Source organism: Qipengyuania flava (assembly GCF_019448255.1).
GTDB classification, from domain to species: Bacteria; Pseudomonadota; Alphaproteobacteria; order Sphingomonadales; family Sphingomonadaceae; genus Qipengyuania; species Qipengyuania flava_A.
This window is the reverse complement of the sequence record NZ_CP080410.1, coordinates 1730954-1751437: the sequence shown is the minus strand read 5'-3', so window position 1 is coordinate 1751437 and position 20484 is coordinate 1730954. Positions and strand designations below refer to the sequence as shown.

Here is a 20484-nt window from a genome sequence, read left to right as displayed (position 1 = left end):
ATCGATGGCTACTCTCCATTCCGCACCGCGCTTCACGCAGATCGAAGGCCTCAAGACCACGCTTTCGGCCGCGCTTGGTGACCACCTCATCGAAGCGCACGAAGAGCACGGCGAGCTTCTGCTGACCGTCAAGCGCGACAGCATCGAAGACGTCCTGCGCATCCTGCGCGACGATCACGCCTACCAGCAGCTGATGGAAATCGCGGGCGTCGACTACCCGAGCCGCGCAGAGCGGTTCGAAGTGGTCTACATGCTGCTTTCGCTGACGACCAACAGCCGCATCATGGTGAAGTGCTCGGCCGGCGAAGACACGCCGGTGCCGACCGTCACCACCCTGTGGCCCAACGCCGGCTGGCTCGAGCGCGAAGTGTTCGACATGTTCGGCGTGCTGTTTGCGGGCAATCCGGACCTGCGCCGTATCCTCACCGACTACGGCTTCGAAGGCCATCCTTTCCGCAAGGACTTCCCGCTCACCGGCTATCACGAGCTGCGCTATTCGGAAGATGAAAAGCGCGTGGTCTACGAGCCGGTCGAGCTCGCCCAGGACCTGCGCCAGTTCGATTTCATGAGCCCGTGGGAAGGCGCCGATTACGTGCTTCCGGGCGACGAGAAGGCGGACACTCCGCCGGTCGACGACCCCAAGACCACGGAAAAGCCCTCGGACACGGGCGCCGGCGCGAAGACCGATGCCAAGGCCGCCGAGAAGGTCAGCGCCGATGCCCCGGCCGAGAAGGATGGCGGCAAGGCTGCGGACGCTCCCGAGCCGACCGAGGACCAGCCCTCGCGCGCCAAGCGCAAGGGCAAGACCAGCGGAACTGCTGAAGCGACCGAAGTCGACGGGAAGGACACGAAGTGAAGAAGCTGATCCTTCTTTCCCTCCCGCTCGCCTTGGCGGCGTGCTCGGGCGAGACCGCCGAGCCGGAAAGCGCGGATGATTTCGCGATCCGCATCGGCCAGAGCGGCGAAGCGCTCGATCCTTCGCAGCCCGATCCGGACGCGCCCAATGTTGCCAGCGAGGCGCCGCCCGCCGGCGCCGATCTCACCACCCTGCAGAAGCTGGGTGATGTGGGCGGCGTGAACCTGGGCCCGCGCGAAGGCGGCTGCACCCTCATGGTCGGCGGCGACGAAATGCTGATTGCAGCGGGTCTCGGCGACAAGGCGATCCCCGGCAAGGCCGTGGTCCGTCTCGGCGACGGCCTGACGATGGTCGACGCGGATGTCGGCGGCCTCGACGCGATCAAGAACGGCACGACCTTCAATGGCGAAGGTTTTACCATTTCCGTGGCTCCGGCCGCCGGTGACCAGCAGAGCCGTCCGGCCAATGTCACCGTCACCGACGCCTCGGGCAAAACGAATTCCTATAGCGGCAATTGGATCTGCGCATGAGCCACGCCATGCATCTCGAAGAGTCGCCGACGACCGGTGACGAGGTCATCACCAACTACACGATCAACTTCGGGCCCCAGCACCCCGCAGCACACGGCGTGCTGCGCATGGTCATGGAGCTCGACGGCGAGATCATCGAGCGCATCGACCCGCATGTCGGCCTGCTGCATCGCGGCACTGAGAAGCTGATCGAGCACAAGACGTACCTGCAGGCGCTGCCGTATTTCGACCGCTTGGACTACTGCTCGCCGCTGGCGCAGGAATACAGCTACGTCCTCGCGATCGAGAAGCTGCTCAACGTCGAGGTGCCCGAGCGCGGCCAGTACCTGCGCGTGCTGTTCGCCGAGCTGACCCGCATCTGCAACCACATGCTCAACATCGGCGCGCACGTCATGGACGTCGGCGCAATGACGCCCAACCTGTGGGTGTTCGAGCTGCGCGAAGACTGCATGAACTTCTTCGAGCGGGCGTCGGGCGCGCGCATGCACAGCGCGTATTTCCGCCCGGGCGGTGTCCACCAGGACGTGCCCGAAAAGCTGCTGGTCGATATCGGCAACTGGATCGACACGCGCCTTCCGGAACTGTTCGGCGATGCGATGAGCCTCGTGCTCGACAACCGCATCTTCAAGCAGCGCAACGTTGATATCGCCGTGGTCAGCAAGGACGACGCGGTTGCCTGGGGCTTCTCCGGCCCGATGATCCGCGCTGCCGGCATCCCCTGGGACCTGCGCAAGTCGCAGCCCTACGACGTTTACGACCGGATGGAGTTCGACATTCCCGTCGGCACCAATTCGGACTGCTACGACCGCTTCGTGGTGCGCGTGAAGGAAGTCTACGAGAGCGCGAAGATCATCAAGCAGTGCCTTGCGCAGATGCCTTCGGGCCCGATCTGCTCGGACGACCGCAAGGTTTCCCCGCCCAAGCGCGGCGAGATGAAGCAGTCGATGGAAGCGCTGATCCACCACTTCAAGCTCTACACCGAAGGCTTCCACGTGCCGGCCGGTGAGGTTTATGTCGCGACCGAAAGCCCCAAGGGCGAATTCGGCGTCTACCTCGTCAGCGACGGGTCGAACAAACCCTATCGCTGCAAGATTCGCCCGACGGCCTTTAGCCATCTGCAGGCGATGGACTTCATGTCGAAGGGCCACATGCTGCCCGACGCGACCGCCATCCTCGGCGCGATCGACGTGGTGTTCGGGGAGTGCGACCGCTAATGGCGCGCGAACTGTTCATCTTCGTCGCGGCATTCGCGGCGTTCGCTTCGGCGGTGGCGGCCTATCTGGCGGCCTTTCACGGCGAAGCATCGCTCAAGGAAATTCTCTCGACGGCGTTCGCTGCCGTCATCGGCCTTTACGCGGGCCGCTATCTCGAACGCAGGTTGATCAATGGCTGACCGTTCCCCCGCACCCGATACCCCCGAGCTGCGCGAGCGCTGGGGCGGCTTCGAGTTCACCGAGGCTTACCGCGCCAAGGCGGACAAGGCGATTGCGCGCTATCCGGAAGGGCGCCAGCGCTCGGCCGTGATGCCGCTGCTCGACCTTGCCCAGCGCCAGGTGGGCGAGGAAACCGAAACGCAGGGCTGGCTGCCTCTGCCGGTGATCGAATACGTCGCCGACTATCTCGATATGCCGGTTATCCGCGTGCTCGAAGTCGCGACCTTCTACTTCATGTACAACATGAAGCCGGTGGGTAAGTATCACGTGCAGGTTTGCGGCACGACGCCGTGCATGCTGCGCGGTTCGGACGGCCTGTTCGAAACCTGCAAGAAGCGCGGCATGAAGAAGGGGCATGTCTCGGAAGACGGGCTTTGGACCCTCACCGAGGTCGAATGCATGGGCAATTGCGCCACCGCGCCGATGGTCCAGATCAACGACGACAATTACGAAGACCTGACGCCCGAGCGGCTCGATGCCGTGCTCGACGCGCTGGCCAAGGGCGAGAGCCCCAAGGCGGGCACGCAGGAACCGGGCCGTCACACCAGCGAGCCGGCGAACGCGCTCAGCTCGCTGCCCGAAATGGTCGACGCCAACCACGATTACCGGAAGGACTGGTGATGGATATCGCCACCGTCCTCATCGCGCTGGTCGTCGGCTTCATCGCCTGGAAGGTGCTGGTCGGCCTCGTCAAATTCGCCGCGCTCGCGCTTATCGCGGTCGCCGTCATTTATGTCCTCTCGCAGGGGAGTTTCGCCTGATGCTCGCCGATAAGGATCGCATCTTCACCAATGTCTACGGCTTCCAGGACTGGGGGCTGAAGGCAGCGCAGCAGCGCGGCGACTGGGATGATACCAAGTCGCTGATCGCGCGCGGCCACGACAATATCATCGAAGAGATCAAGGCCTCGGGCCTGCGCGGCCGCGGCGGCGCAGGCTTCCCGACCGGCCTCAAATGGTCGTTCATGCCGAAGGAATCTAAGGACGGCCGTCCCAGCTTCCTCGTCATCAACGCCGACGAATCCGAACCCGGCAGTTGCAAGGACCGCGAGATCATCCGCCACGATCCGCACAAGCTGATCGAAGGCGCGCTGGTCGCCGGCTATGCCATGCGGGCGAGGGCGGCCTACATCTACATTCGCGGCGAATACATCCGCGAGGCTGAAACGCTGCAGGCCGCGATCGACGAGGCCTATAACGCGGGCCTCATCGGCAAGAACGCCTCGAAGTCCGGCTACGATTTCGATGTCTTCCTGCACCGCGGCGCGGGCGCCTACATCTGCGGCGAAGAAACCGCGATGATCGAAAGCCTCGAAGGCAAGAAGGGCCAGCCGCGCCTCAAGCCGCCGTTCCCGGCAGGTGCTGGCCTTTATGGCTGCCCGACCACGGTCAACAACGTGGAATCGATCGCCGTTGTCCCGACCATCCTGCGCCGCGGCGCGAGCTGGTTCGCAAGCTTCGGGCGCGAGAACAACAAGGGCACCAAGCTCTTCCAGATCAGCGGCCATGTGAACAAGCCCTGCGTGGTCGAGGAGGCTCTCAGCATTCCGTTCAGCGAGCTGATCGAAAAGCACTGCGGCGGCATCATCGGCGGCAAGGACAACCTCCTCGCCGTGATCCCGGGCGGTTCGTCGGTCCCGCTGGTTCCGGCAGAGCAGATCTGGGACGCGCCGATGGATTTCGACGGTCTCAAGGACCTGGGCTCGGGCCTCGGCACGGCAGGCGTCATCGTGATGGACAAGTCGACCGACATCGTCCGCGCCATCAGCCGTCTTTCGTACTTCTACAAGCACGAGAGCTGCGGCCAGTGCACCCCCTGCCGCGAAGGCACGGGATGGATGTGGCGCATGATGGAGCGCCTGCGCACCGGCGATGCTGCGATCGAGGAAATCGACATGCTGCAGCAGGTCACCAAGCAGGTCGAAGGCCACACCATCTGCGCGCTGGGTGACGCGGCCGCATGGCCGATCCAGGGCCTCATTCGCCACTTCCGCCCCGAGCTCGAACGTCGGATCGAAGAACACAACGCCAAGTTTGCCGAGGCAGCCGAATAATGCCCAAGGTCACTGTAGACGGACAGGAACTCGAAGTCCCCGAAGGCGCAACCGTCCTTCAGGCCTGCGAGCTTGCGGGTAAGGAAATCCCGCGCTTCTGCTATCACGAGCGGCTGTCGATTGCCGGCAACTGCCGCATGTGCCTGGTCGAAGTGAAGCCCGGGCCGCCCAAGCCGCAGGCAAGCTGCGCGCTTCCGGCAACCGAAGGCCAGGAAATCCGCACCGACAGCGAGATGGTGAAGACCGCGCGCGAAGGCGTGATGGAATTCCTGCTCATCAACCACCCGCTCGATTGCCCGATCTGCGATCAGGGCGGCGAATGCGACCTGCAGGACCAGTCGGTTGCCTACGGACGCGGCGCGACGCGCTATGACGAGAACAAGCGCGCCGTCACCGAGAAATACATGGGCCCGCTGATCAAGACGGTCATGACCCGCTGCATCCACTGCACCCGCTGTGTGCGATTCTCGGAAGAGATCGCCGGCGTGGACGAAATCGGCGCGCTTTACCGCGGCGAGGACATGCAGATCACGACCTATCTCGAGCAGGCCGCGGAGCACGAGCTATCGGCCAATGTGATCGACCTGTGCCCGGTCGGCGCGCTCACCAGCCGTCCCTACGCCTTCGAGGCGCGTCCGTGGGAGCTGAAGAAGACGCTCAGCATCGACGTTTCGGACGCGGTTGGCGCGAACATCCGCCTCGACAGCCGTGGCCGCGAAGTCATGCGCGCGCTTCCGCGTGTCAACGATGCGGTCAACGAGGAATGGCTGTCCGACAAGGGCCGCTACCAGGTCGACGGCTTGTCCAAGCGCCGCCTCGACAAGGTCTTCATGCGCAAGCGCGGCAAGCTGCAGCCGGCAAGCTGGGACGAGGCTTTCAAGGCCATCGCCAAGGCAAAGCCCGGGAAGGCGATTGCCGCCGTTGCAGGCGACATGCTCGATTGCGAAACCATGTTTGCGGCCAAGGCGCTGCTCAAGGCCTGCGGTTCGACGCTGGTCGAAGGCCGCCAGACCGGCATGGACTATGACGTGTCGAACCTTGCCGCGGTCAATTTCAACTCGACCTTCGAGGGTATCGAGACCGCCGACGCGATCCTGATCGTGGGCAGCCACATCCGCTGGGAAGCCCCGCTGGTGAACGTGCGCATTCGCAAAGCAGTGAAGCGCGGCGCAAAGGTCTTCGTCATCGGCCCACGCTGGGACACGACCTATCCGGCCGAATTCCTTGGCGAGGACCTCTCGGTCCTGTCGAAGCTCCCCAAGGCCGCGGCCGACGCCTTCAAGGGGGCCGAGCGTCCGGCGATCATCATGGGCGGCGCTGCGCTGGCCAAGGGTGCGCTCGCCGGCGGTCTTGCCTTTGCCGACAAGTACGGCCTCGTGAAGGATGGCTGGAACGGCTTCAACGTCATGCACTTCAGCGCCGCGCGCATGGGCGGGCTGATGCTCGGCTTCGCGCAGAAGGGCGGCATGGCGGACATCGTGAAGGCGAGCCCCAAGGTCGTCCTCAGCCTTGGCGCGGACGAGATGGATTTCGAACCCTTCGCCGATGCGCTCAAGGTTTACATCGGCCACCACGGCGACCGCGGCGCGCACGCTGCTGACATCATCCTGCCGGCCGCGAGCTTCGCCGAGAAGGACGGCACCTACGTCAACACCGAAGGCCGCGTGCAGTTTGCCGAAAAGGCCGTATTCGCGCCGGGTGACGCGCGCGAAGACTGGACCATCCTGCGCGCGCTGGCCGATGCGCTGAAGGTCGAAGTCGGCTTCGACAGCTTTGACGAGCTGCAGGCCGCCATGATCAAGGCCGTCCCGGCGCTGGGCGAGGAAGGCCTTGCTGACTATGGCGCGCTGCCCAAGGCGGACACGAAGGTCAAGGCGGAAGGCACGATTTCAGCCTATCCGATCAAGGACTTCTACCTCACCAACCCGATCGCCCGCGCCAGCGCGGTGATGCAACAGTGCTCGGCCGAACTGCTCGGCAGCGACGAACTTGCGGAGGCTGCGGAATGACCGAATTCTTCCAATCCCTCGGCATGAGCTACGAATTTGCGTGGTTCACTGCGACGATCGCAGGCATCCTGCTGATTGCGCTGCCGCTGATGCTGGCCGTGGCCATGATCATCTATGTCGACCGCAAGGTCTGGGCAGCGATCAACCTGCGCCGCGGGCCCAATGTGGTCGGCCCCTTCGGCCTGCTGCAGAGCTTTGCCGACGGTCTGAAGGTGTTCCTGCAGGAAACCATCATCCCGAGCGCGGCGAACAAGGGCATCTTCCTGCTCGCGCCGATCATCACCTTTACCGTGGCGCTGCTCGCCTGGGCGGTAATTCCGTTCGATGCGGGCGTGGTGCTCGCCGATATCAACGTCGGCCTGCTCTATGTCCTCGCGATCAGCTCGCTGGGTGTTTACGGCGTGGTCATGAGCGGGTGGGCGAGTAACTCGAAATACCCGTTCTTCTCGGCCATGCGCGCCGCCGCGCAGATGATCAGCTACGAGGTGTCGATTGGCTTCATCCTGGTCTGCGTGGTGCTGTTTGCCGGCACCTTCAACCTGACCGGCATCGTCAACGCGCAGCAGGAATTCGGTCTCGGTATTATCAACGCCTATGTCGTGCACCCGCTGATCTTCCCGATCTGGGTGATGTTCTTCATCTCCTGCCTTGCCGAAACGCAGCGCGTACCCTTCGACCTTACCGAGGCGGAGAGCGAGCTCGTGGCCGGCTACCAGACCGAATACAGCTCGATGAGCTTCGCGCTCTTCTGGCTGGGTGAATACGCCAACATCCTGCTGATGTGCTCGCTCAACACGATCCTGTTCTTCGGTGGCTGGCTGCCTCCGATCGACTGGGCGCCGCTGTATTATGTGCCCGGGATCATCTGGTTCCTGCTGAAGACGTTCTTCTTCTTCTTCATGTTCAGCTGGGTCATGGCGACCGTTCCGCGCTACCGCTACGACCAGCTGATGCGCCTGGGCTGGAAGGTCTTCCTGCCGCTCAGCCTCGTTTTCGTCCTTGTCATCTCCGGTTACCTGATGGCGACCGGCCACTACGGAGCCGCCGCATGAGCGTCGCGCATCTGATCAAGTCGTTCACCCTGTGGGAGTTCGTGAAGGCGCACGCCCTCACGCTGAAGTACTTCTTCAAGCCCAAGGTTACGATCAACTACCCCTTCGAGAAGAACCCGATCTCGCCCCGTTTCCGCGGCGAGCACGCGCTGCGCCGCTATCCCAACGGGGAAGAGCGCTGCATCGCCTGCAAGCTGTGCGAGGCCGTGTGCCCTGCGCAGGCGATCACGATCGAGAGCGAACCGCGCGAAGACGGCAGCCGCCGCACCACGCGCTACGACATCGATATGACCAAGTGCATCTACTGCGGTTTCTGCCAGGAAGCCTGCCCGGTCGATGCCGTGGTCGAGGGACCGAACTTCGAATACGCGACGGAAACGCGCGAGGAACTGCTGTACGACAAGGCGAAACTGCTGGCCAACGGGGACAAGTGGGAGCGGGCAATCGCCGCGAACCTTGAAGCCGATGCGCCCTATCGCTAACCGCCGCGCCAACGAGAAACGGGGCCAATGATTCAAACTCTCGCCTTCTACCTGTTCGCAGCACTGGTCATCGCCAGCGCCGTCATGGTGATCATGGCGCGCAACCCGGTGCATTCGGTGCTGTGGCTGATCCTCGCCTTCTTCAACGCCGGCGGCCTGATGGTGCTGGTGGGTGCGGAATTCATCGCGATGCTGTTGCTGATCGTTTACGTCGGCGCGGTCGCGGTCCTGTTCCTGTTCGTCGTCATGATGCTGAACATCGACTTCGCCGAACTGCGCGCCGGGTTCATCAAGAACTTCCCGCTGGGCATCGTCATCGCGCTGATCCTGGCGGCCGAGCTGATCTTCGGCATCGGCGCCTACCAGGCGGGCAAGCTGGAGCTGGGCATCGCCAACGGTGCGGCATCGCCGGCGCTCGACGCGGCGAACACGGCCAGCATCGGCGCGCTGCTCTACAGCGACTACATCTTCCTGTTCGAAGCGGCCGGCATCATCCTGCTCGTCGCCATGATCGGGGCCATCGTGCTGACCCACCGTCCCAAGCCGCCGGGTTCGCGCGGCCACCAGGACATCGGCAAGCAGAACCGTCGCAACCCGGATGAAGCGACCGTCATGAAGCAGCCCGAAGTGGGCAAGGGGGTCGAGCTGTGATCGGCATCGAACACTATATCGTTGTCAGCGCGCTGCTGTTCGTGCTCGGCGTGCTCGGCATCTTCCTCAACCGGAAGAACATCATCGTCATCCTGATGGCGATCGAGCTCATCCTGTTGAGCGTGAACCTGCAGCTTGTGGCGTTCAGCGCATTCCTCGGCGATCTGGTCGGACAGGTGTTTGCCATGTTCGTCCTCACCGTGGCCGCTGCCGAAGCGGCCGTCGGGCTCGCCATCCTTGTCATCTATTTCCGTGGCCGCGGCACAATCGCGGTCGACGACGTCGACCGGCTGAAGGGATAAGTTCCGGTGCATCCGATCCTCCTTATCGTCTTCCTGCCGCTGGTTGCGGCAATCGTTGCGGGCTTGGTCAACAAGTCGGCCCCGAGCGTGTTCGCCAAGTCGATCACGACCGGCGCGCTGTTCGTCAGCGCGGCGCTGAGCTGGCCGATCTTCCTTGGCTTCGTGAGCGGCACTTACGAGCCGACCGTGGTTCCGGTGCTCAAGTGGGTGCAGTCGGGCTCGCTCGCCTTCGACTGGGCGCTGCGCGTCGACACGCTGACTGCGGTCATGCTGGTGGTGATCAACACCGTCTCGGCGCTCGTCCACCTCTACAGCTGGGGCTACATGGACGAAGATCCGGACCAGCCGCGCTTCTTCGCTTACCTCTCGCTCTTTACCTTCGCCATGCTGATGCTGGTGACCGCCGATAACCTCGTCCAGATGTTCTTCGGTTGGGAAGGCGTGGGCCTCGCATCCTACCTGCTCATCGGTTTCTGGTTCCGGAAGCCCAGTGCCAACGCTGCCGCGATCAAGGCCTTCGTGGTCAACCGCGTGGGCGACCTTGGCTTCATGCTCGGCATTTTCGGCACTTACTTGGTGTTCGACACGGTCTCGATCAGCGAGATCCTGGCCGCTGCGCCGGGCATGAGCGGGGCGACCATCGGCTTCCTTGGCTACAGCGTCCACACGATGGACGTGCTGTGCATCCTCCTGTTCATCGGCGCGATGGGCAAGTCGGCGCAGCTTGGCCTGCACACCTGGCTGCCCGACGCGATGGAAGGCCCGACCCCGGTTTCGGCGCTGATCCACGCGGCCACCATGGTGACCGCAGGCGTGTTCATGGTCTGCCGCCTCTCGCCCATGTTCGAGACGGCCCCGGTCGCGCTTGCCATGGTGACCTTCGTTGGCGCGGCGACCTGTATTTTCGCCGCCACGGTTGGTACGACGCAGTGGGACATCAAGCGCGTCATCGCCTATTCGACCTGTTCGCAGCTCGGCTACATGTTCTTCGCAGCGGGTGTGGGCGCTTACGGCGTCGCCATGTTCCACCTGTTCACGCACGCTTTCTTCAAGGCGCTGCTGTTCCTCGGCGCAGGCTCGGTCATCCATGCGATGCACCACGAGCAGGACATGCGGTATTACGGCGAGCTTCGTAAGCACATCCCGCTGACTTTCTGGGCCATGATGATGGGCACGCTCGCGATCACCGGTGTGGGTGTCTACCACCTCGGTGTGGGCTTCGCCGGCTTCTGGTCGAAGGACGCCATCATAGAGGTCGCCTTCGCGCGCGGCACCGAGCTCGGCAATTTCGCCTTCTGGATGGGCGTGTTCGCAGCGCTGCTGACCAGCTTCTACAGCTGGCGCCTGATGTTCCTCACGTTCTGGGGCAAGCCGCGCTGGATCGAGAGCGAGCACATCCAGCACAGCGTTCACAAGACGCCGGAAGAGGCGGGCGAGGACACCACGGGCGGCTATCACCCGCACGAGAGCCCGATCAGCATGCTGGTCCCTCTCGGCGTGCTGTCGATCGGAGCGGTGCTTGCGGGCCAGGTCTTCGCGCCGACCTTCCTCGACGATGCCGCCTTCTGGGGCAGCTCGATCTTCTACAACGAGCCGCTGATCCACGCGATGCACAATGTGCCGTACCTCGTGAAGTACGCCGCCTTTATCGTGATGCTGCTCGGCCTGTTCGTGGCCTGGTATGCCTACATCAAGGACACCAGCGTGCCCGGCAAGACGGCCGAACAGCTCGGGCCGATCTACCGGTTCCTCTACAACAAGTGGTATTTCGACGAACTCTACCACTACCTCTTCGTGGTCCCGGCCTTCTGGCTTGGGCGCCAGTTCTGGAAACTCGGCGATGTCGGCACGATCGACCGCTTCGGCCCCAATGGCATTGCCTGGGTGGTCGAGAAGGGCGCTGTCGGCGCCAAGAAGTTCCAGACCGGATATCTCTATAGCTATGCGTTGGTGATGCTCCTCGGGCTCGTCGCCGCGATCACCTGGGTGCTGTTCTGATGGATTTCCCCATCCTTTCCCTGATGCTCGCCGTCCCGATGGCCGGCGCAATCGCCTGCCTGTTCCTCGGCGCGCAGACCGCGCGCATGACGGCGCTGGGCGTGACCCTGTTCAACCTCGCGCTGGGCGTCCTCCTCTGGATGAACTTCGAGGTCGGCGGCCCGCAGTGGCAGTTCGTCGAGCGGGCGGAAATCTTCGCCGTCTTCAGCTACGCGCTGGGGATCGATGGCATCGCGCTCATGCTGATCATGCTCAGCGTGTTCCTCATGCCGATCTGCATCCTCGCCAGTTGGGATGCGATCACCAAGCGCGTGGGCGAATACATGGCCGCCTTCCTGCTGATGGAAGTGCTGATGATCGGCGTGTTCGCCGCGCAGGACCTCTACCTGTTCTACATCTTCTTCGAAGCCGGCCTTATCCCGATGTACCTGATCATCGGCGTGTGGGGCGGCGATAACCGCATCTACGCTTCGTATAAGTTCTTCCTCTACACGCTGCTCGGCTCGGTCCTGATGCTGATCGCGATGATGTGGATGGTGAACGAAGCGGGCACCACCGACATCCCGACGCTGCTGAACTACGATTTCGACCCGTCGGCACAGACGTGGCTGTGGCTCGCCTTCTTCGCGAGCTTCGCGGTGAAGATGCCGATGTGGCCGGTCCACACCTGGCTGCCCGACGCGCACGTCCAGGCGCCGACCGCCGGTTCGGTGATCCTTGCCGGCGTCCTGCTGAAGCTCGGCGGCTACGGCTTCATCCGTTTCAGCCTGCCGATGTTCCCCGAAGCGAGCGAGCAGTTCGCATGGCTCGTCTACATCCTCTCGATGGTCGCGGTGATCTACACCTCGCTCGTCGCGCTGGTGCAGAACGACATGAAGAAGCTGATCGCCTATTCCTCGGTCGCACACATGGCGATCGTGACGGTCGGCCTGTTCGCCTTTAACGTGCAGGGCATCGAGGGCGCGATGATGGTCATGCTCGGCCATGGCCTCGTCTCGGGCGCGCTGTTCCTGTGCGTCGGCGTCATCTACGACCGCCTGCACACCCGCGAGATCGCGCGCTACGGCGGGTTGTCGATCAACATGCCGAAATACGCGCTGTTCTTCCTGCTGTTCACGATGGCCAGCATCGGCCTGCCGGGCACCAGCAACTTCATCGGCGAATTCCTTGCGCTGGCCGGGATCTACAAGGTCTCGACGCTGGTGACGCTGGTCTGCACCACGGGTATCATCCTGGGCGCCGCCTACATGCTCTATCTCTACCGCCGCGTGGCGTTCGGCGAGCAGAAGAACGCCGATGCGGCGGCCATGCTCGACCTCAACGCCCGCGAATGGGCCATGCTCGCCCCGATCGCAGCCGCCGTGCTGTGGATGGGCGTCTATCCGGAAAGCTTCCTTGCCCCTATGCGTCAGGACATTGCCGCACTCGAAGCGCGCATCGCGCGCGCCGCTCCCGATTTCGACGCCGACAACGTGATCGGTACCCCGCGCGAGCACAATGCGAACTACGTCGCTGCCTCCGCCCATGGTGAAGAGGGAGCGCACTGATGTCCTACGCCACTTCGCTTTACCTCACCGGCGCGGAAGTCGGTCTTTCGATCCTCGGCCTCGCCTTCCTGCTGGTGGCTGCCTGGGGCGGTCCGAAGGCCGCGCGTGGTCTTACCGCAGCCACGATCGCTTCGCTGATTGGCGCGGCGCTGTTCAGCGTCCACCTCTTCGGCCAGGCTTCGGGTGAAGTCGCGGGCCGTGCCTTTGGCGACCTCTACCGCGCAGACGCCTTCGGCAGCTTCGCCAAGGTTCTGATTTATCTCGCCAGCGCCGCCGTGCTCGTGGTGACCCCGCGCTTCTTCGACCAGCGCGGCGCCTATCGCGGCGAATACCCGGTCCTCATGCTGTTCAACGCAGTCGGCATGGGCATGATGGTTTCGGCCACCGACCTGATGACGCTGTACATCGGCCTCGAGATGTCGAGTCTCGCCAGCTACGTTCTTGCAAGCTTCCTCAAGAACGACACGCGTTCGAGCGAGGCGGGCCTCAAGTACTTCGTCCTCGGCGCGCTTGCTTCGGGCATCATCCTTTACGGCGTGAGCCTCGTCTACGGCTTCACCGGCTCGACCAATTACGAAGGCATCCGCGCCGCCTTCGACACCAACTTCTCGACCGGCGCGCTGTTCGGCGTGGTGTTCGTGCTCGCGGGTCTGGCCTTCAAGGTCAGCGCCGTGCCGTTCCACATGTGGACGCCCGACGTTTACGAAGGCGCGCCGACGCCGGTCACCGCTTTCTTCGCCAGCGCCCCCAAGGTTGCGGCGATGGGCATGCTGGTGCGCATGGCGATGGAACCCTTCGCGGGCGAGGTCGATGCCTGGCGCCAGATCGTGATCTTCGCCGCGCCCGCCTCGATCGTGGTCGGCGCGCTCGGCGCCATCGGCCAGCAGAACCTGAAGCGTCTGCTTGCCTATTCCTCGATCAACAATGTCGGTTTCATCCTGATCGGCCTTGCCGCGGCGACGCCGGCGGGTGTTGCCGGGGTGATGATCTACCTTGCGATCTATGTCGCCATGGTGATCGGCAGCTTCACCGCGCTGCTCATGCTGCGCGATCCGATGGGCAACTCGCTGGAGACCTTCGACGATATCTCGGGCCTTTCGACCAAGCGCCCGGCGCTGGCCTGGTCGCTGCTGGCCCTCATGTTCAGCCTTGCGGGCATTCCGCCGCTGTTCGGCTTCTGGGGCAAGTTCGTGGTCTTCCAGGCCGCGGTGCAGGCCGACCTGATCGCGCTTGCCGCCATCGGCATCGCCGCCAGCGTCATCGGCGCCTTCTACTACCTCAAATTCATCAAGGTGATGTTCTTCGACGAGCCCAAGCGCGAGATCGAAGACGAAAGCCCGATGAGCCATTGGGTGGTGCTGGGCCTGTGCGTCGCCTTCATCTCGCCGCTGGGCTACCTGCTCACGCTGCCGCTGGGTGACTGGGCAGCGACGGCGGCGGCTTCCTTCGTCGCGGCGATGTGATCCGTTTCCTAGCCGAAACCGGCTCCACCAACAGCGATATCGCCGCCCAGCTGCGCGCTGGCGAGGCCGTGCCCGAGGGCAGCTGGCTGGTCGCAGACCGGCAGGTTGCCGGGCGGGGCCGCCAGGGCCGGACCTGGTTCGACGGCAGCGGCAATTTCATGGGCTCGACCACGGTCCACATCGCGCCGCGCGATCCCAATCCGGCAACACTGGCGCTGGTCGCGGGTCTTGCCGCCTTCGAAGCGGTTTCCGCCCAGCTGGCCGATCCCAGCGCTCTGCGCCTCAAATGGCCCAACGACCTGATGCTCGGCGATGCAAAGCTCGCCGGGATCCTGCTGGAGCGGGAAGGGGACGCGATCATCGTTGGGATGGGGATCAACCTTGCCGCAGCGCCTGAATTGCCCGATCGCAAGACCATAGCGCTCTCCGCGCTCGGCCCGGCACCCGACCGTGATCTGTTTGCCCAGGCGCTCGCGCAGGCCTTCGACCAGGAGCTTGAGCGCTGGCGGACCTACGGGCTCGAACCGCTGATCCGCCGCTGGGAAAGCGCGGCGCATCCCCAGGGTACGGCGCTCACCGTCCATCCGCCTGGTGAAGAGCGCATCGAAGGCCGCTTTGCAGGCCTGACAGCGGAAGGCGCGCTGTCGCTGCGCTTGGCGGACGGCACTGTCCGTGCCATCCACGCGGGCGACGTCATGCTCGTGAATGAGGAGAGCTGAACCATGTTGCTCGCTGCCGATGTCGGGAACACCAATGTCGTATTCGCTCTGATCGAGGGGCGCGAGATCAAGGCCCGCTGGCGGATCGCCACCGACCCGCGACGGACGGGCGACGAATACGCCGTGTGGCTGCTCCAGCTCGCCGAATTCCAGGGGTTCGACAAGGCGGATATCACGCAGGTCATCATCGGTTCGGTGGTGCCGCGCGCGATCCACAACCTTACTGTCCTCTCGGAAAAGTACCTCGGCGTGACGCCGCTGATCGCTGGGCAGGGTGCGGCCGAGTGGGGTTTCGAGCTCGATATCGAGCAGCCCAGTTCGCTCGGCGCCGACCGCGCGCTCAACACGCTTGCCGCGCACGCCAAATACGACGGTGACCTGATCGTCATCGATTTCGGTACGGCGACGACCTTTGACGCGGTGGATTTCAACGGCGCCTACAAGGGCGGCATCATCGCGCCGGGTATCAATCTCTCGCTCGACGCGCTGGTCGGCAACACTGCCAAGCTGCCGCGCATCGCGATCGAGAAACCGGGCAGCGACAGCGTCATCGGCCGCAACACCGAAGACCAGATGCTGATCGGCGTTTTCTGGGGCTATGTCGCCCTTATCGAAGGGCTGATTGACCGCATGAAAAAGGAAATCGGACGTCCGGCCAAGGTCGTGGCGACCGGCGGACTCGCCATCCTGTTCGACGAGCATACGGAGCTGTTCGACGCGGTCGACGCGGACCTTACGCTCGAAGGCCTTGCCATTCTTGCGGAGCGCGTCGCTTGAAGAAGGACTTCACCCCCGAAGACGAACTGCTGTTCCTCGCGCTCGGCGGGTCGGGCGAGATTGGCATGAACGTCAATCTCTATGGCTGCCAGGGCCGCTGGCTGATGGTCGACCTCGGAATGACCTTCTCCGGCGACCAGTATCCCGGTGTCGACCTCGTGTTCGCCGACCTCGAATTCATCGAGGACCGGACCGACCAGCTCGAAGCCATCGTGCTGACCCACGCGCACGAAGACCATATCGGCGCGGTGCCTTATTTCGCCGCCGACCTGGCTGTGCCGATCTACGCCACTCCCTTCACGGCGGATCTCGTGCGGCGAAAGCTGGACGAGGCGGGTATCGCCGACCAGGTCGAGCTGCATGTCATCAGCGACGATCATGGCAGCTTCGATATCGGCCCGTTCGGCATCACCTACCTGCCGCTCGCTCACTCGATCGCGGAGGGCAACGCCCTGCTGATCGAGACGCCGCACGGGCGCATCTTCCACACGGGTGACTGGAAGCTCGACGAAGACCCGATCATCGGCGAGCCCACCACCGAAGAAGAGCTGACCGAGATCGGGGACGAGGGCGTGCTGGCGCTCGTGTGCGACAGCACCAATGTCTTCAACCCTGCGCCAAGCGGGTCGGAAGGCGCGGTCTACAAGGGCCTGCTTGAAGAAGTGCAGCGCCATTCGGGCAAGCGCGTGCTGGTCACCACTTTCGCGAGCAATGTCGCGCGGCTGCAGACATTGGGTGAGGTCGCGCGCGAGACCGGCCGGCAGATTTGCGTCGCTGGGCGTTCGCTCGACCGCATCATCGAGGTCTCGCAGGCTAATGGCTATCTCGCCGATTTCCCCGAGCCGGTCGATTTCGACACCGCCATGGGCCTGCCGCGCGGCGAAGTGCTGATCGTGGCAACCGGTGGGCAGGGCGAACCGCGCGCGGCGCTTGCGCGTATTGCGGACGAAAACCACCCGCTCGAACTGGTCCGCGGCGATGTGGTGCTGTTCTCCAGCCGCCAGATTCCGGGGAACGAGATCTCCATCGGTGCGGTGCAGAACAAGCTCGCCGCGCGCGGGATTACCATGGTTACCGACCGCCAGAGCATGATCCACGTATCGGGCCATCCGGGCCGGCCGGAGCTCGAGGCGCTCTATGGCTGGCTGCGGCCCGATATCCTCGTGCCCGTGCATGGCGAGATGCGGCACATGCAGGAGCAGGGCCGCCTGGGGCGTGCTAATGGCATTCCCGACCAGGTGGTTCAGCAGAACGGCGATATCGTTCGCCTTGCGCCGGGCGCGCCGGGCAAGATTGCCGAAGTGCGCTCCGGGCGCCTGGTGCTCGACGGGGACCTGATTGTCCCGGCCGATGGCGAGGCGATTGCCATGCGCCGCCGGATCATGCGCGAAGGCGTGGTGATCGTTGCGCTTGATGGCGATCTCAACCCGCGGATCGACAGCCTTGGGCTGCCGCTGGACGAAGATTACGAAGACTTCGTTGCCGAAGCGAGCGACGATATCCGCGCCGCGATCAAGAAGCTGCGCGGGCACGAACGCCGCGATGCGGCCAGCGTGCACGAAGCCGCCCGGCTTGCCACGCGGCGCGCGGCGCAGCGCTGGTCGGGCAAGCGCCCGCAGGTGCGCGTGATCGTACCCAATTTGTAAGGAGCACGGCGCGATGCAGTGGACCAGTATCCTGGCGATCTATTTCCTGTTCTTTGTCTTCTGCGCCTTCGTGTTGCTACCCTTCGGCGTGCGCACACATGACGAAGCGGGCGTCGAGAAAGTGCCGGGACAGGCCGACAGCGCGCCGGTGGAATTCCGCGCGGGCAGGCTGGTGATGCGCGCCGCGATCCTCTCGGCGGTCGTGACCACGGTTTACGTGCTCAATTACATCAACGGATGGATTACCGTCGACGACCTCATTTTCTGGGGCCCGAGCTTCGAAAACTAATTACTGGCGCAGGCGTTCGAGAGCCTGCGCGAGTACCACGTAGAGCTTGCCCATATCGCTCGACAGCAGGGTTACGCTCATCGCGTTGCCATCGCGGGTGGACAGCATGGTCCGCAGCATCGCTTCGAAATCGTGGATGTATCGGCTGACGTGCTCACGGAAATCGTGGTCGCTGTCGTAAAGCTCGGCAATCTCGCGCGCTTCGGTGTTGTCGAGCAGGCGTACCGCGCGCCGGGTGAAGATCCCGCGGTCGCCGCGCAGATAGCTTGCCCAGGCCGTGTCGGTCACCTCGGTCGACAGCGCCTTGGCGATATCGATTGCGTTTGAATTGAGGCTTTCGGTGATCAGCGCAACGCGGCGGCTGAAGTCGTTGTCGACATTCTCCTCCGCCCGTTCACGCGCGTGCGCGATGCGGCTTTCGAGATTGCCGGTGAGCTCGTTGACCTTGGCCAGCTGGTCGCGCAGCTGGCGCGTGATTTCCCGTCCCGCTTCGCTGGAACGTTCGGTGGCCTTGTCCAGCGTGGCGATGGCCTCTTCGGTGTGTTCGCGCAGCGCCTTGTCGATGGCGGCAGCGCTTTGTTCGCCGACGGTGTCCGCGATCTTTGCGATGCGATCGGCCTGTTCGGTTTCGATAGCGGCGAGGGCGCTGCGGGCGCTGGTCTCCAGCACTTCGATCGCCTCGCGCAGTTCGCCCTGCGCGCGCTTCGATACCGCATCGCTTTCGTCGCCCAAGGCAGCCACGCTGGCGCGCAGGCGTTCGATCCCATCCACCTGAGCCGCGGCCGTCTCGCCGAAGCGAGCCTGGAAGTCGTCCACACCGGCCATTGCCTCGCGGCTACGTGCCTCGGCGTTGTCCATGCTCGCAGTGACCGCCTCTCCTGCTGTCTTCGCCTCTTCGAGGAGGCCTTTCACCTCTTCGGCGCGCCGCTCGATATCGGCGAGGCGCGATTCGCTCGCTTCCATGGCCACGGGGAGGTCATCGCGGCTGTGCTTCGCGCTGGCCTGGATCAGTTCGAGCAGGCGCACGCTGGCGTCGGTCAGGGCCGAGACCGCCATGTCCGTGCCGTCTAGCGCCTCGCGGCTCTCGATCAGCTTCGCGTTGAGCGCTTCGACCCCTTCGGAAAGAGCGCCGCGCGCTTCCTGGCCCTGGGCGGAGATAGTCTCGAAGGTCGTGCCAAGCGCGGCAATGCGTTCGCCCAGTTCGTCGCCTTCGGCGGCCATGGCCGAAAGCTGCTCGGCCTGCGCCGCGCGGCGTTCGGCGATGGCTTCGTCCAGCGCATCGAGCCGCTCCCGCAGGCGCGTCTGCGCGCTTTCCTCTGCTTCGGCGAATGCGCTCTGACGGCGCCCGGTTTCCTGATCAAACAGACGGTTGCGCTCGACCAGCTGGGCATCGACGCGTTGCGCCTCTTCGAACAGCGCTTTCAGCTTGGTCTGTGCAGACGCGAGGGCGGCTTCGTCGATCCGGGTGATCTCGGCGACCGCCTCGCTCAGCCGTTCCTGCATGGCTTCGACCTGGGAGTTCCAGGCGGTGAGGGCATGGGCTTCGCCATCGCGGATGGTCGTCGCGGCGGTTTCCGCTTCGGTGCGCACCGCATCAAGACGGCTGCGCAGGCTTTCGATTGCGGCATCGCGTTCGCGCGCGGCCGCGGCGTCGGTCTCGGCCAGTTCGGTGCGCAGGCTTTCGAAGCGCGTTCGGATCGAGGTGAGGGCTTCCACTTCGCGGCTGTCGAGGTCGCTGCGGAAGGCATCGCTTCCGGCGCGCAACTCGGCAAAGCGCTGTTCGGCCACATCGCCCAGCTTGTCCGCCTGCGCCGAGAAGGCTTCCAGAGCGGCATCGACCCGCTTGCGCAGTGAACCCACCTGCCGTTCGCTTGCCGCACCGAATTCGTTCAGGCGTTCGAAGCCGGAAATGAGGTCATCAAGCTGTGCCTGTGCCTCGCGGCCGGCGCCGCCGATCTGGTTCGACACATCCTTGGCGGAATTCGCCACCACGGGAAGGTTGTCCCGCAGTTTGTCCATGTTTTCCAACGCTGTAACGCTGACACTGGCGATGGCGTCGACCTGCTCTCCATTGGCGACAACCAGCGACTGCAAGCGGTCAGCGTGTTCGGAAAGGCGATCGGTGGCCGTGCGCCCGAGATAATCGAGCTCCTGCGTCTGCGTTGCCAGGAACTCGCGCGCGAGGCTCAGCTCGCGATTGACGGTCACGAGCCGCGTCTCGAGCTCGGCAGACTGTGCGGAGAGCGACTGCGCGACTTCGGCGTAGCGCTTTGCCTCGCGCGTGGAATTGCGCATGGCGAGCAGCCAAAGCGACACCACGAGCAGCACGGGAATAGCCCACTGCGTAACCAGGCCAGTCCATTCGGCAGGGGTGGGACGCGCAAGGATTTCGGCCTGATGGGCCCAGCCGTAGAAACCGGTCCAGCCCGCTATCGCGAGGATGGCAAGCGTCGGAACGACCCAACCAAACCGCCGTGCGGTCTGTGCATCTTCTTCCCATTCCTCTTCATAGACGAGTTCGTCCACTTCCGAGGTTTCTTTGATAACCTCTTCGGAAAAATCGATTTTCGCAGGTTCCTGGTCGGTCGAAGGATCGACAGCCTTGATAAGGGGACGCTTTCTCATAGCTGCAAAAACTACCACCAAACGCCTTGGGCTTAAACCACAATTAACCGCT

The 20484-nt window shown here is 63.9% G+C and carries 20 protein-coding genes; 19 read left to right on the top strand and 1 reads right to left on the bottom strand.

The genetic code is table 11. The annotated features are described in order from the left end of the window. Positions 1-4 precede the first annotated feature (4 nt). Genes KUV82_RS08650 through KUV82_RS08560 form a run of 19 tightly spaced genes read left to right on the top strand, consistent with a single transcriptional unit; the run spans position 5 to position 17807 of the window. Positions 5-856, top strand: a complete 852-nt coding sequence (locus KUV82_RS08650; protein WP_219953900.1) for an NADH-quinone oxidoreductase subunit C — start codon at positions 5-7, stop codon at positions 854-856. After that, positions 853-1386 (top strand): hypothetical protein, encoded by a 534-nt coding sequence (locus tag KUV82_RS08645; protein WP_219953899.1) that lies wholly within the window; start codon positions 853-855, stop codon positions 1384-1386. The genes KUV82_RS08650 and KUV82_RS08645 overlap by 4 nt, the downstream gene beginning before the upstream one ends. After that, positions 1383-2600 (top strand): NADH-quinone oxidoreductase subunit D, encoded by a 1218-nt coding sequence (locus tag KUV82_RS08640; protein ID WP_219953898.1) that lies wholly within the window; start codon positions 1383-1385, stop codon positions 2598-2600. The genes KUV82_RS08645 and KUV82_RS08640 overlap by 4 nt, the downstream gene beginning before the upstream one ends. Then, the gene (locus KUV82_RS08635; RefSeq protein ID WP_219953897.1) at positions 2600-2779 is read left to right on the top strand and encodes a hypothetical protein; all 180 of its coding nucleotides are present in this window, start codon (positions 2600-2602) and stop codon (positions 2777-2779) included. The genes KUV82_RS08640 and KUV82_RS08635 overlap by 1 nt, the downstream gene beginning before the upstream one ends. Beyond that, positions 2772-3440: a complex I 24 kDa subunit family protein gene (locus KUV82_RS08630; RefSeq protein ID WP_219953896.1), complete on the top strand. Its 669-nt coding sequence runs from the start codon at positions 2772-2774 to the stop codon at positions 3438-3440. Before KUV82_RS08635 ends, KUV82_RS08630 begins: the two co-directional genes overlap by 8 nt. Beyond that, positions 3440-3580, top strand: coding sequence for a hypothetical protein (locus KUV82_RS08625; RefSeq protein WP_219953895.1), 141 nt, complete (start codon positions 3440-3442; stop codon positions 3578-3580). Before KUV82_RS08630 ends, KUV82_RS08625 begins: the two co-directional genes overlap by 1 nt. Further along, positions 3580-4872 (top strand): NADH-quinone oxidoreductase subunit NuoF, encoded by a 1293-nt coding sequence (gene nuoF / locus KUV82_RS08620; protein WP_219953894.1) that lies wholly within the window; start codon positions 3580-3582, stop codon positions 4870-4872. The genes KUV82_RS08625 and nuoF overlap by 1 nt, the downstream gene beginning before the upstream one ends. Next, positions 4872-6881, top strand: a complete 2010-nt coding sequence (nuoG, locus tag KUV82_RS08615) for an NADH-quinone oxidoreductase subunit NuoG (RefSeq protein ID WP_219953893.1) — start codon at positions 4872-4874, stop codon at positions 6879-6881. The genes nuoF and nuoG overlap by 1 nt, the downstream gene beginning before the upstream one ends. Continuing rightward, a complete protein-coding gene (nuoH, locus tag KUV82_RS08610; RefSeq protein ID WP_219953892.1) occupies positions 6878-7933 on the top strand; it encodes an NADH-quinone oxidoreductase subunit NuoH in 1056 nt (351 codons plus the stop codon). The genes nuoG and nuoH overlap by 4 nt, the downstream gene beginning before the upstream one ends. Continuing rightward, positions 7930-8415, top strand: a complete 486-nt coding sequence (nuoI, locus tag KUV82_RS08605; RefSeq protein ID WP_219953891.1) for an NADH-quinone oxidoreductase subunit NuoI — start codon at positions 7930-7932, stop codon at positions 8413-8415. The genes nuoH and nuoI overlap by 4 nt, the downstream gene beginning before the upstream one ends. A 27-nt stretch (positions 8416-8442) precedes the next feature. Further along, positions 8443-9066, top strand: a complete 624-nt coding sequence (locus KUV82_RS08600) for an NADH-quinone oxidoreductase subunit J (RefSeq protein ID WP_219953890.1) — start codon at positions 8443-8445, stop codon at positions 9064-9066. Next, positions 9063-9368: an NADH-quinone oxidoreductase subunit NuoK gene (gene nuoK, locus KUV82_RS08595; protein WP_115416840.1), complete on the top strand. Its 306-nt coding sequence runs from the start codon at positions 9063-9065 to the stop codon at positions 9366-9368. The genes KUV82_RS08600 and nuoK overlap by 4 nt, the downstream gene beginning before the upstream one ends. 6 nt (positions 9369-9374) lie before the next feature. Continuing rightward, positions 9375-11366 carry an NADH-quinone oxidoreductase subunit L gene (gene nuoL / locus KUV82_RS08590; protein ID WP_219953889.1) on the top strand — a complete coding sequence of 664 codons (1992 nt, stop codon included), beginning with the start codon at positions 9375-9377 and terminating at the stop codon, positions 11364-11366. Further along, the gene (locus KUV82_RS08585) at positions 11366-12913 is read left to right on the top strand and encodes an NADH-quinone oxidoreductase subunit M (protein WP_219953888.1); all 1548 of its coding nucleotides are present in this window, start codon (positions 11366-11368) and stop codon (positions 12911-12913) included. The genes nuoL and KUV82_RS08585 overlap by 1 nt, the downstream gene beginning before the upstream one ends. Beyond that, a complete protein-coding gene (gene nuoN, locus KUV82_RS08580; protein WP_219953887.1) occupies positions 12913-14376 on the top strand; it encodes an NADH-quinone oxidoreductase subunit NuoN in 1464 nt (487 codons plus the stop codon). Before KUV82_RS08585 ends, nuoN begins: the two co-directional genes overlap by 1 nt. Continuing rightward, positions 14373-15095 carry a biotin--[acetyl-CoA-carboxylase] ligase gene (locus tag KUV82_RS08575; protein WP_219953886.1) on the top strand — a complete coding sequence of 241 codons (723 nt, stop codon included), beginning with the start codon at positions 14373-14375 and terminating at the stop codon, positions 15093-15095. Before nuoN ends, KUV82_RS08575 begins: the two co-directional genes overlap by 4 nt. A gap of 3 nt (positions 15096-15098) precedes the next feature. After that, the gene (locus tag KUV82_RS08570; protein ID WP_219953885.1) at positions 15099-15872 is read left to right on the top strand and encodes a type III pantothenate kinase; all 774 of its coding nucleotides are present in this window, start codon (positions 15099-15101) and stop codon (positions 15870-15872) included. Beyond that, positions 15869-17518 (top strand): ribonuclease J, encoded by a 1650-nt coding sequence (locus tag KUV82_RS08565; RefSeq protein WP_219953884.1) that lies wholly within the window; start codon positions 15869-15871, stop codon positions 17516-17518. Before KUV82_RS08570 ends, KUV82_RS08565 begins: the two co-directional genes overlap by 4 nt. 13 nt (positions 17519-17531) lie before the next feature. Continuing rightward, the gene (locus tag KUV82_RS08560; RefSeq protein ID WP_219953883.1) at positions 17532-17807 is read left to right on the top strand and encodes a DUF1467 family protein; all 276 of its coding nucleotides are present in this window, start codon (positions 17532-17534) and stop codon (positions 17805-17807) included. Here KUV82_RS08560 and KUV82_RS08555 read toward each other — a convergent pair whose 3' ends face one another. Further along, complete coding sequence (locus KUV82_RS08555; protein ID WP_219953882.1) at positions 17808-20432, bottom strand: ATPase; 2625 nt, start codon at positions 20430-20432, stop codon at positions 17808-17810. Between the last annotated feature and the right edge of the window lie 52 nt (positions 20433-20484).

What these genes read in the sequence shown, in the direction of transcription:
- KUV82_RS08600 (WP_219953890.1), top strand. Translation starts at nt 8,443, where the DNA reads ATGATTCAAACTCTCGCCTTCTACCTGTTCGCAGCACTGGTCATCGCC.
- KUV82_RS08555 (WP_219953882.1), bottom strand. Translation starts at nt 20,432, where the DNA reads ATGAGAAAGCGTCCCCTTATCAAGGCTGTCGATCCTTCGACCGACCAG.
- KUV82_RS08635 (WP_219953897.1), top strand. Translation starts at nt 2,600, where the DNA reads ATGGCGCGCGAACTGTTCATCTTCGTCGCGGCATTCGCGGCGTTCGCT.
- KUV82_RS08630 (WP_219953896.1), top strand. Translation starts at nt 2,772, where the DNA reads ATGGCTGACCGTTCCCCCGCACCCGATACCCCCGAGCTGCGCGAGCGC.
- KUV82_RS08640 (WP_219953898.1), top strand. Translation starts at nt 1,383, where the DNA reads ATGAGCCACGCCATGCATCTCGAAGAGTCGCCGACGACCGGTGACGAG.
- KUV82_RS08585 (WP_219953888.1), top strand. Translation starts at nt 11,366, where the DNA reads ATGGATTTCCCCATCCTTTCCCTGATGCTCGCCGTCCCGATGGCCGGC.
- KUV82_RS08650 (WP_219953900.1), top strand. Translation starts at nt 5, where the DNA reads ATGGCTACTCTCCATTCCGCACCGCGCTTCACGCAGATCGAAGGCCTC.
- KUV82_RS08570 (WP_219953885.1), top strand. Translation starts at nt 15,099, where the DNA reads ATGTTGCTCGCTGCCGATGTCGGGAACACCAATGTCGTATTCGCTCTG.
- nuoG (WP_219953893.1), top strand. Translation starts at nt 4,872, where the DNA reads ATGCCCAAGGTCACTGTAGACGGACAGGAACTCGAAGTCCCCGAAGGC.
- KUV82_RS08625 (WP_219953895.1), top strand. Translation starts at nt 3,440, where the DNA reads ATGGATATCGCCACCGTCCTCATCGCGCTGGTCGTCGGCTTCATCGCC.
- nuoI (WP_219953891.1), top strand. Translation starts at nt 7,930, where the DNA reads ATGAGCGTCGCGCATCTGATCAAGTCGTTCACCCTGTGGGAGTTCGTG.
- nuoF (WP_219953894.1), top strand. Translation starts at nt 3,580, where the DNA reads ATGCTCGCCGATAAGGATCGCATCTTCACCAATGTCTACGGCTTCCAG.
- nuoN (WP_219953887.1), top strand. Translation starts at nt 12,913, where the DNA reads ATGTCCTACGCCACTTCGCTTTACCTCACCGGCGCGGAAGTCGGTCTT.
- KUV82_RS08560 (WP_219953883.1), top strand. Translation starts at nt 17,532, where the DNA reads ATGCAGTGGACCAGTATCCTGGCGATCTATTTCCTGTTCTTTGTCTTC.
- nuoH (WP_219953892.1), top strand. Translation starts at nt 6,878, where the DNA reads ATGACCGAATTCTTCCAATCCCTCGGCATGAGCTACGAATTTGCGTGG.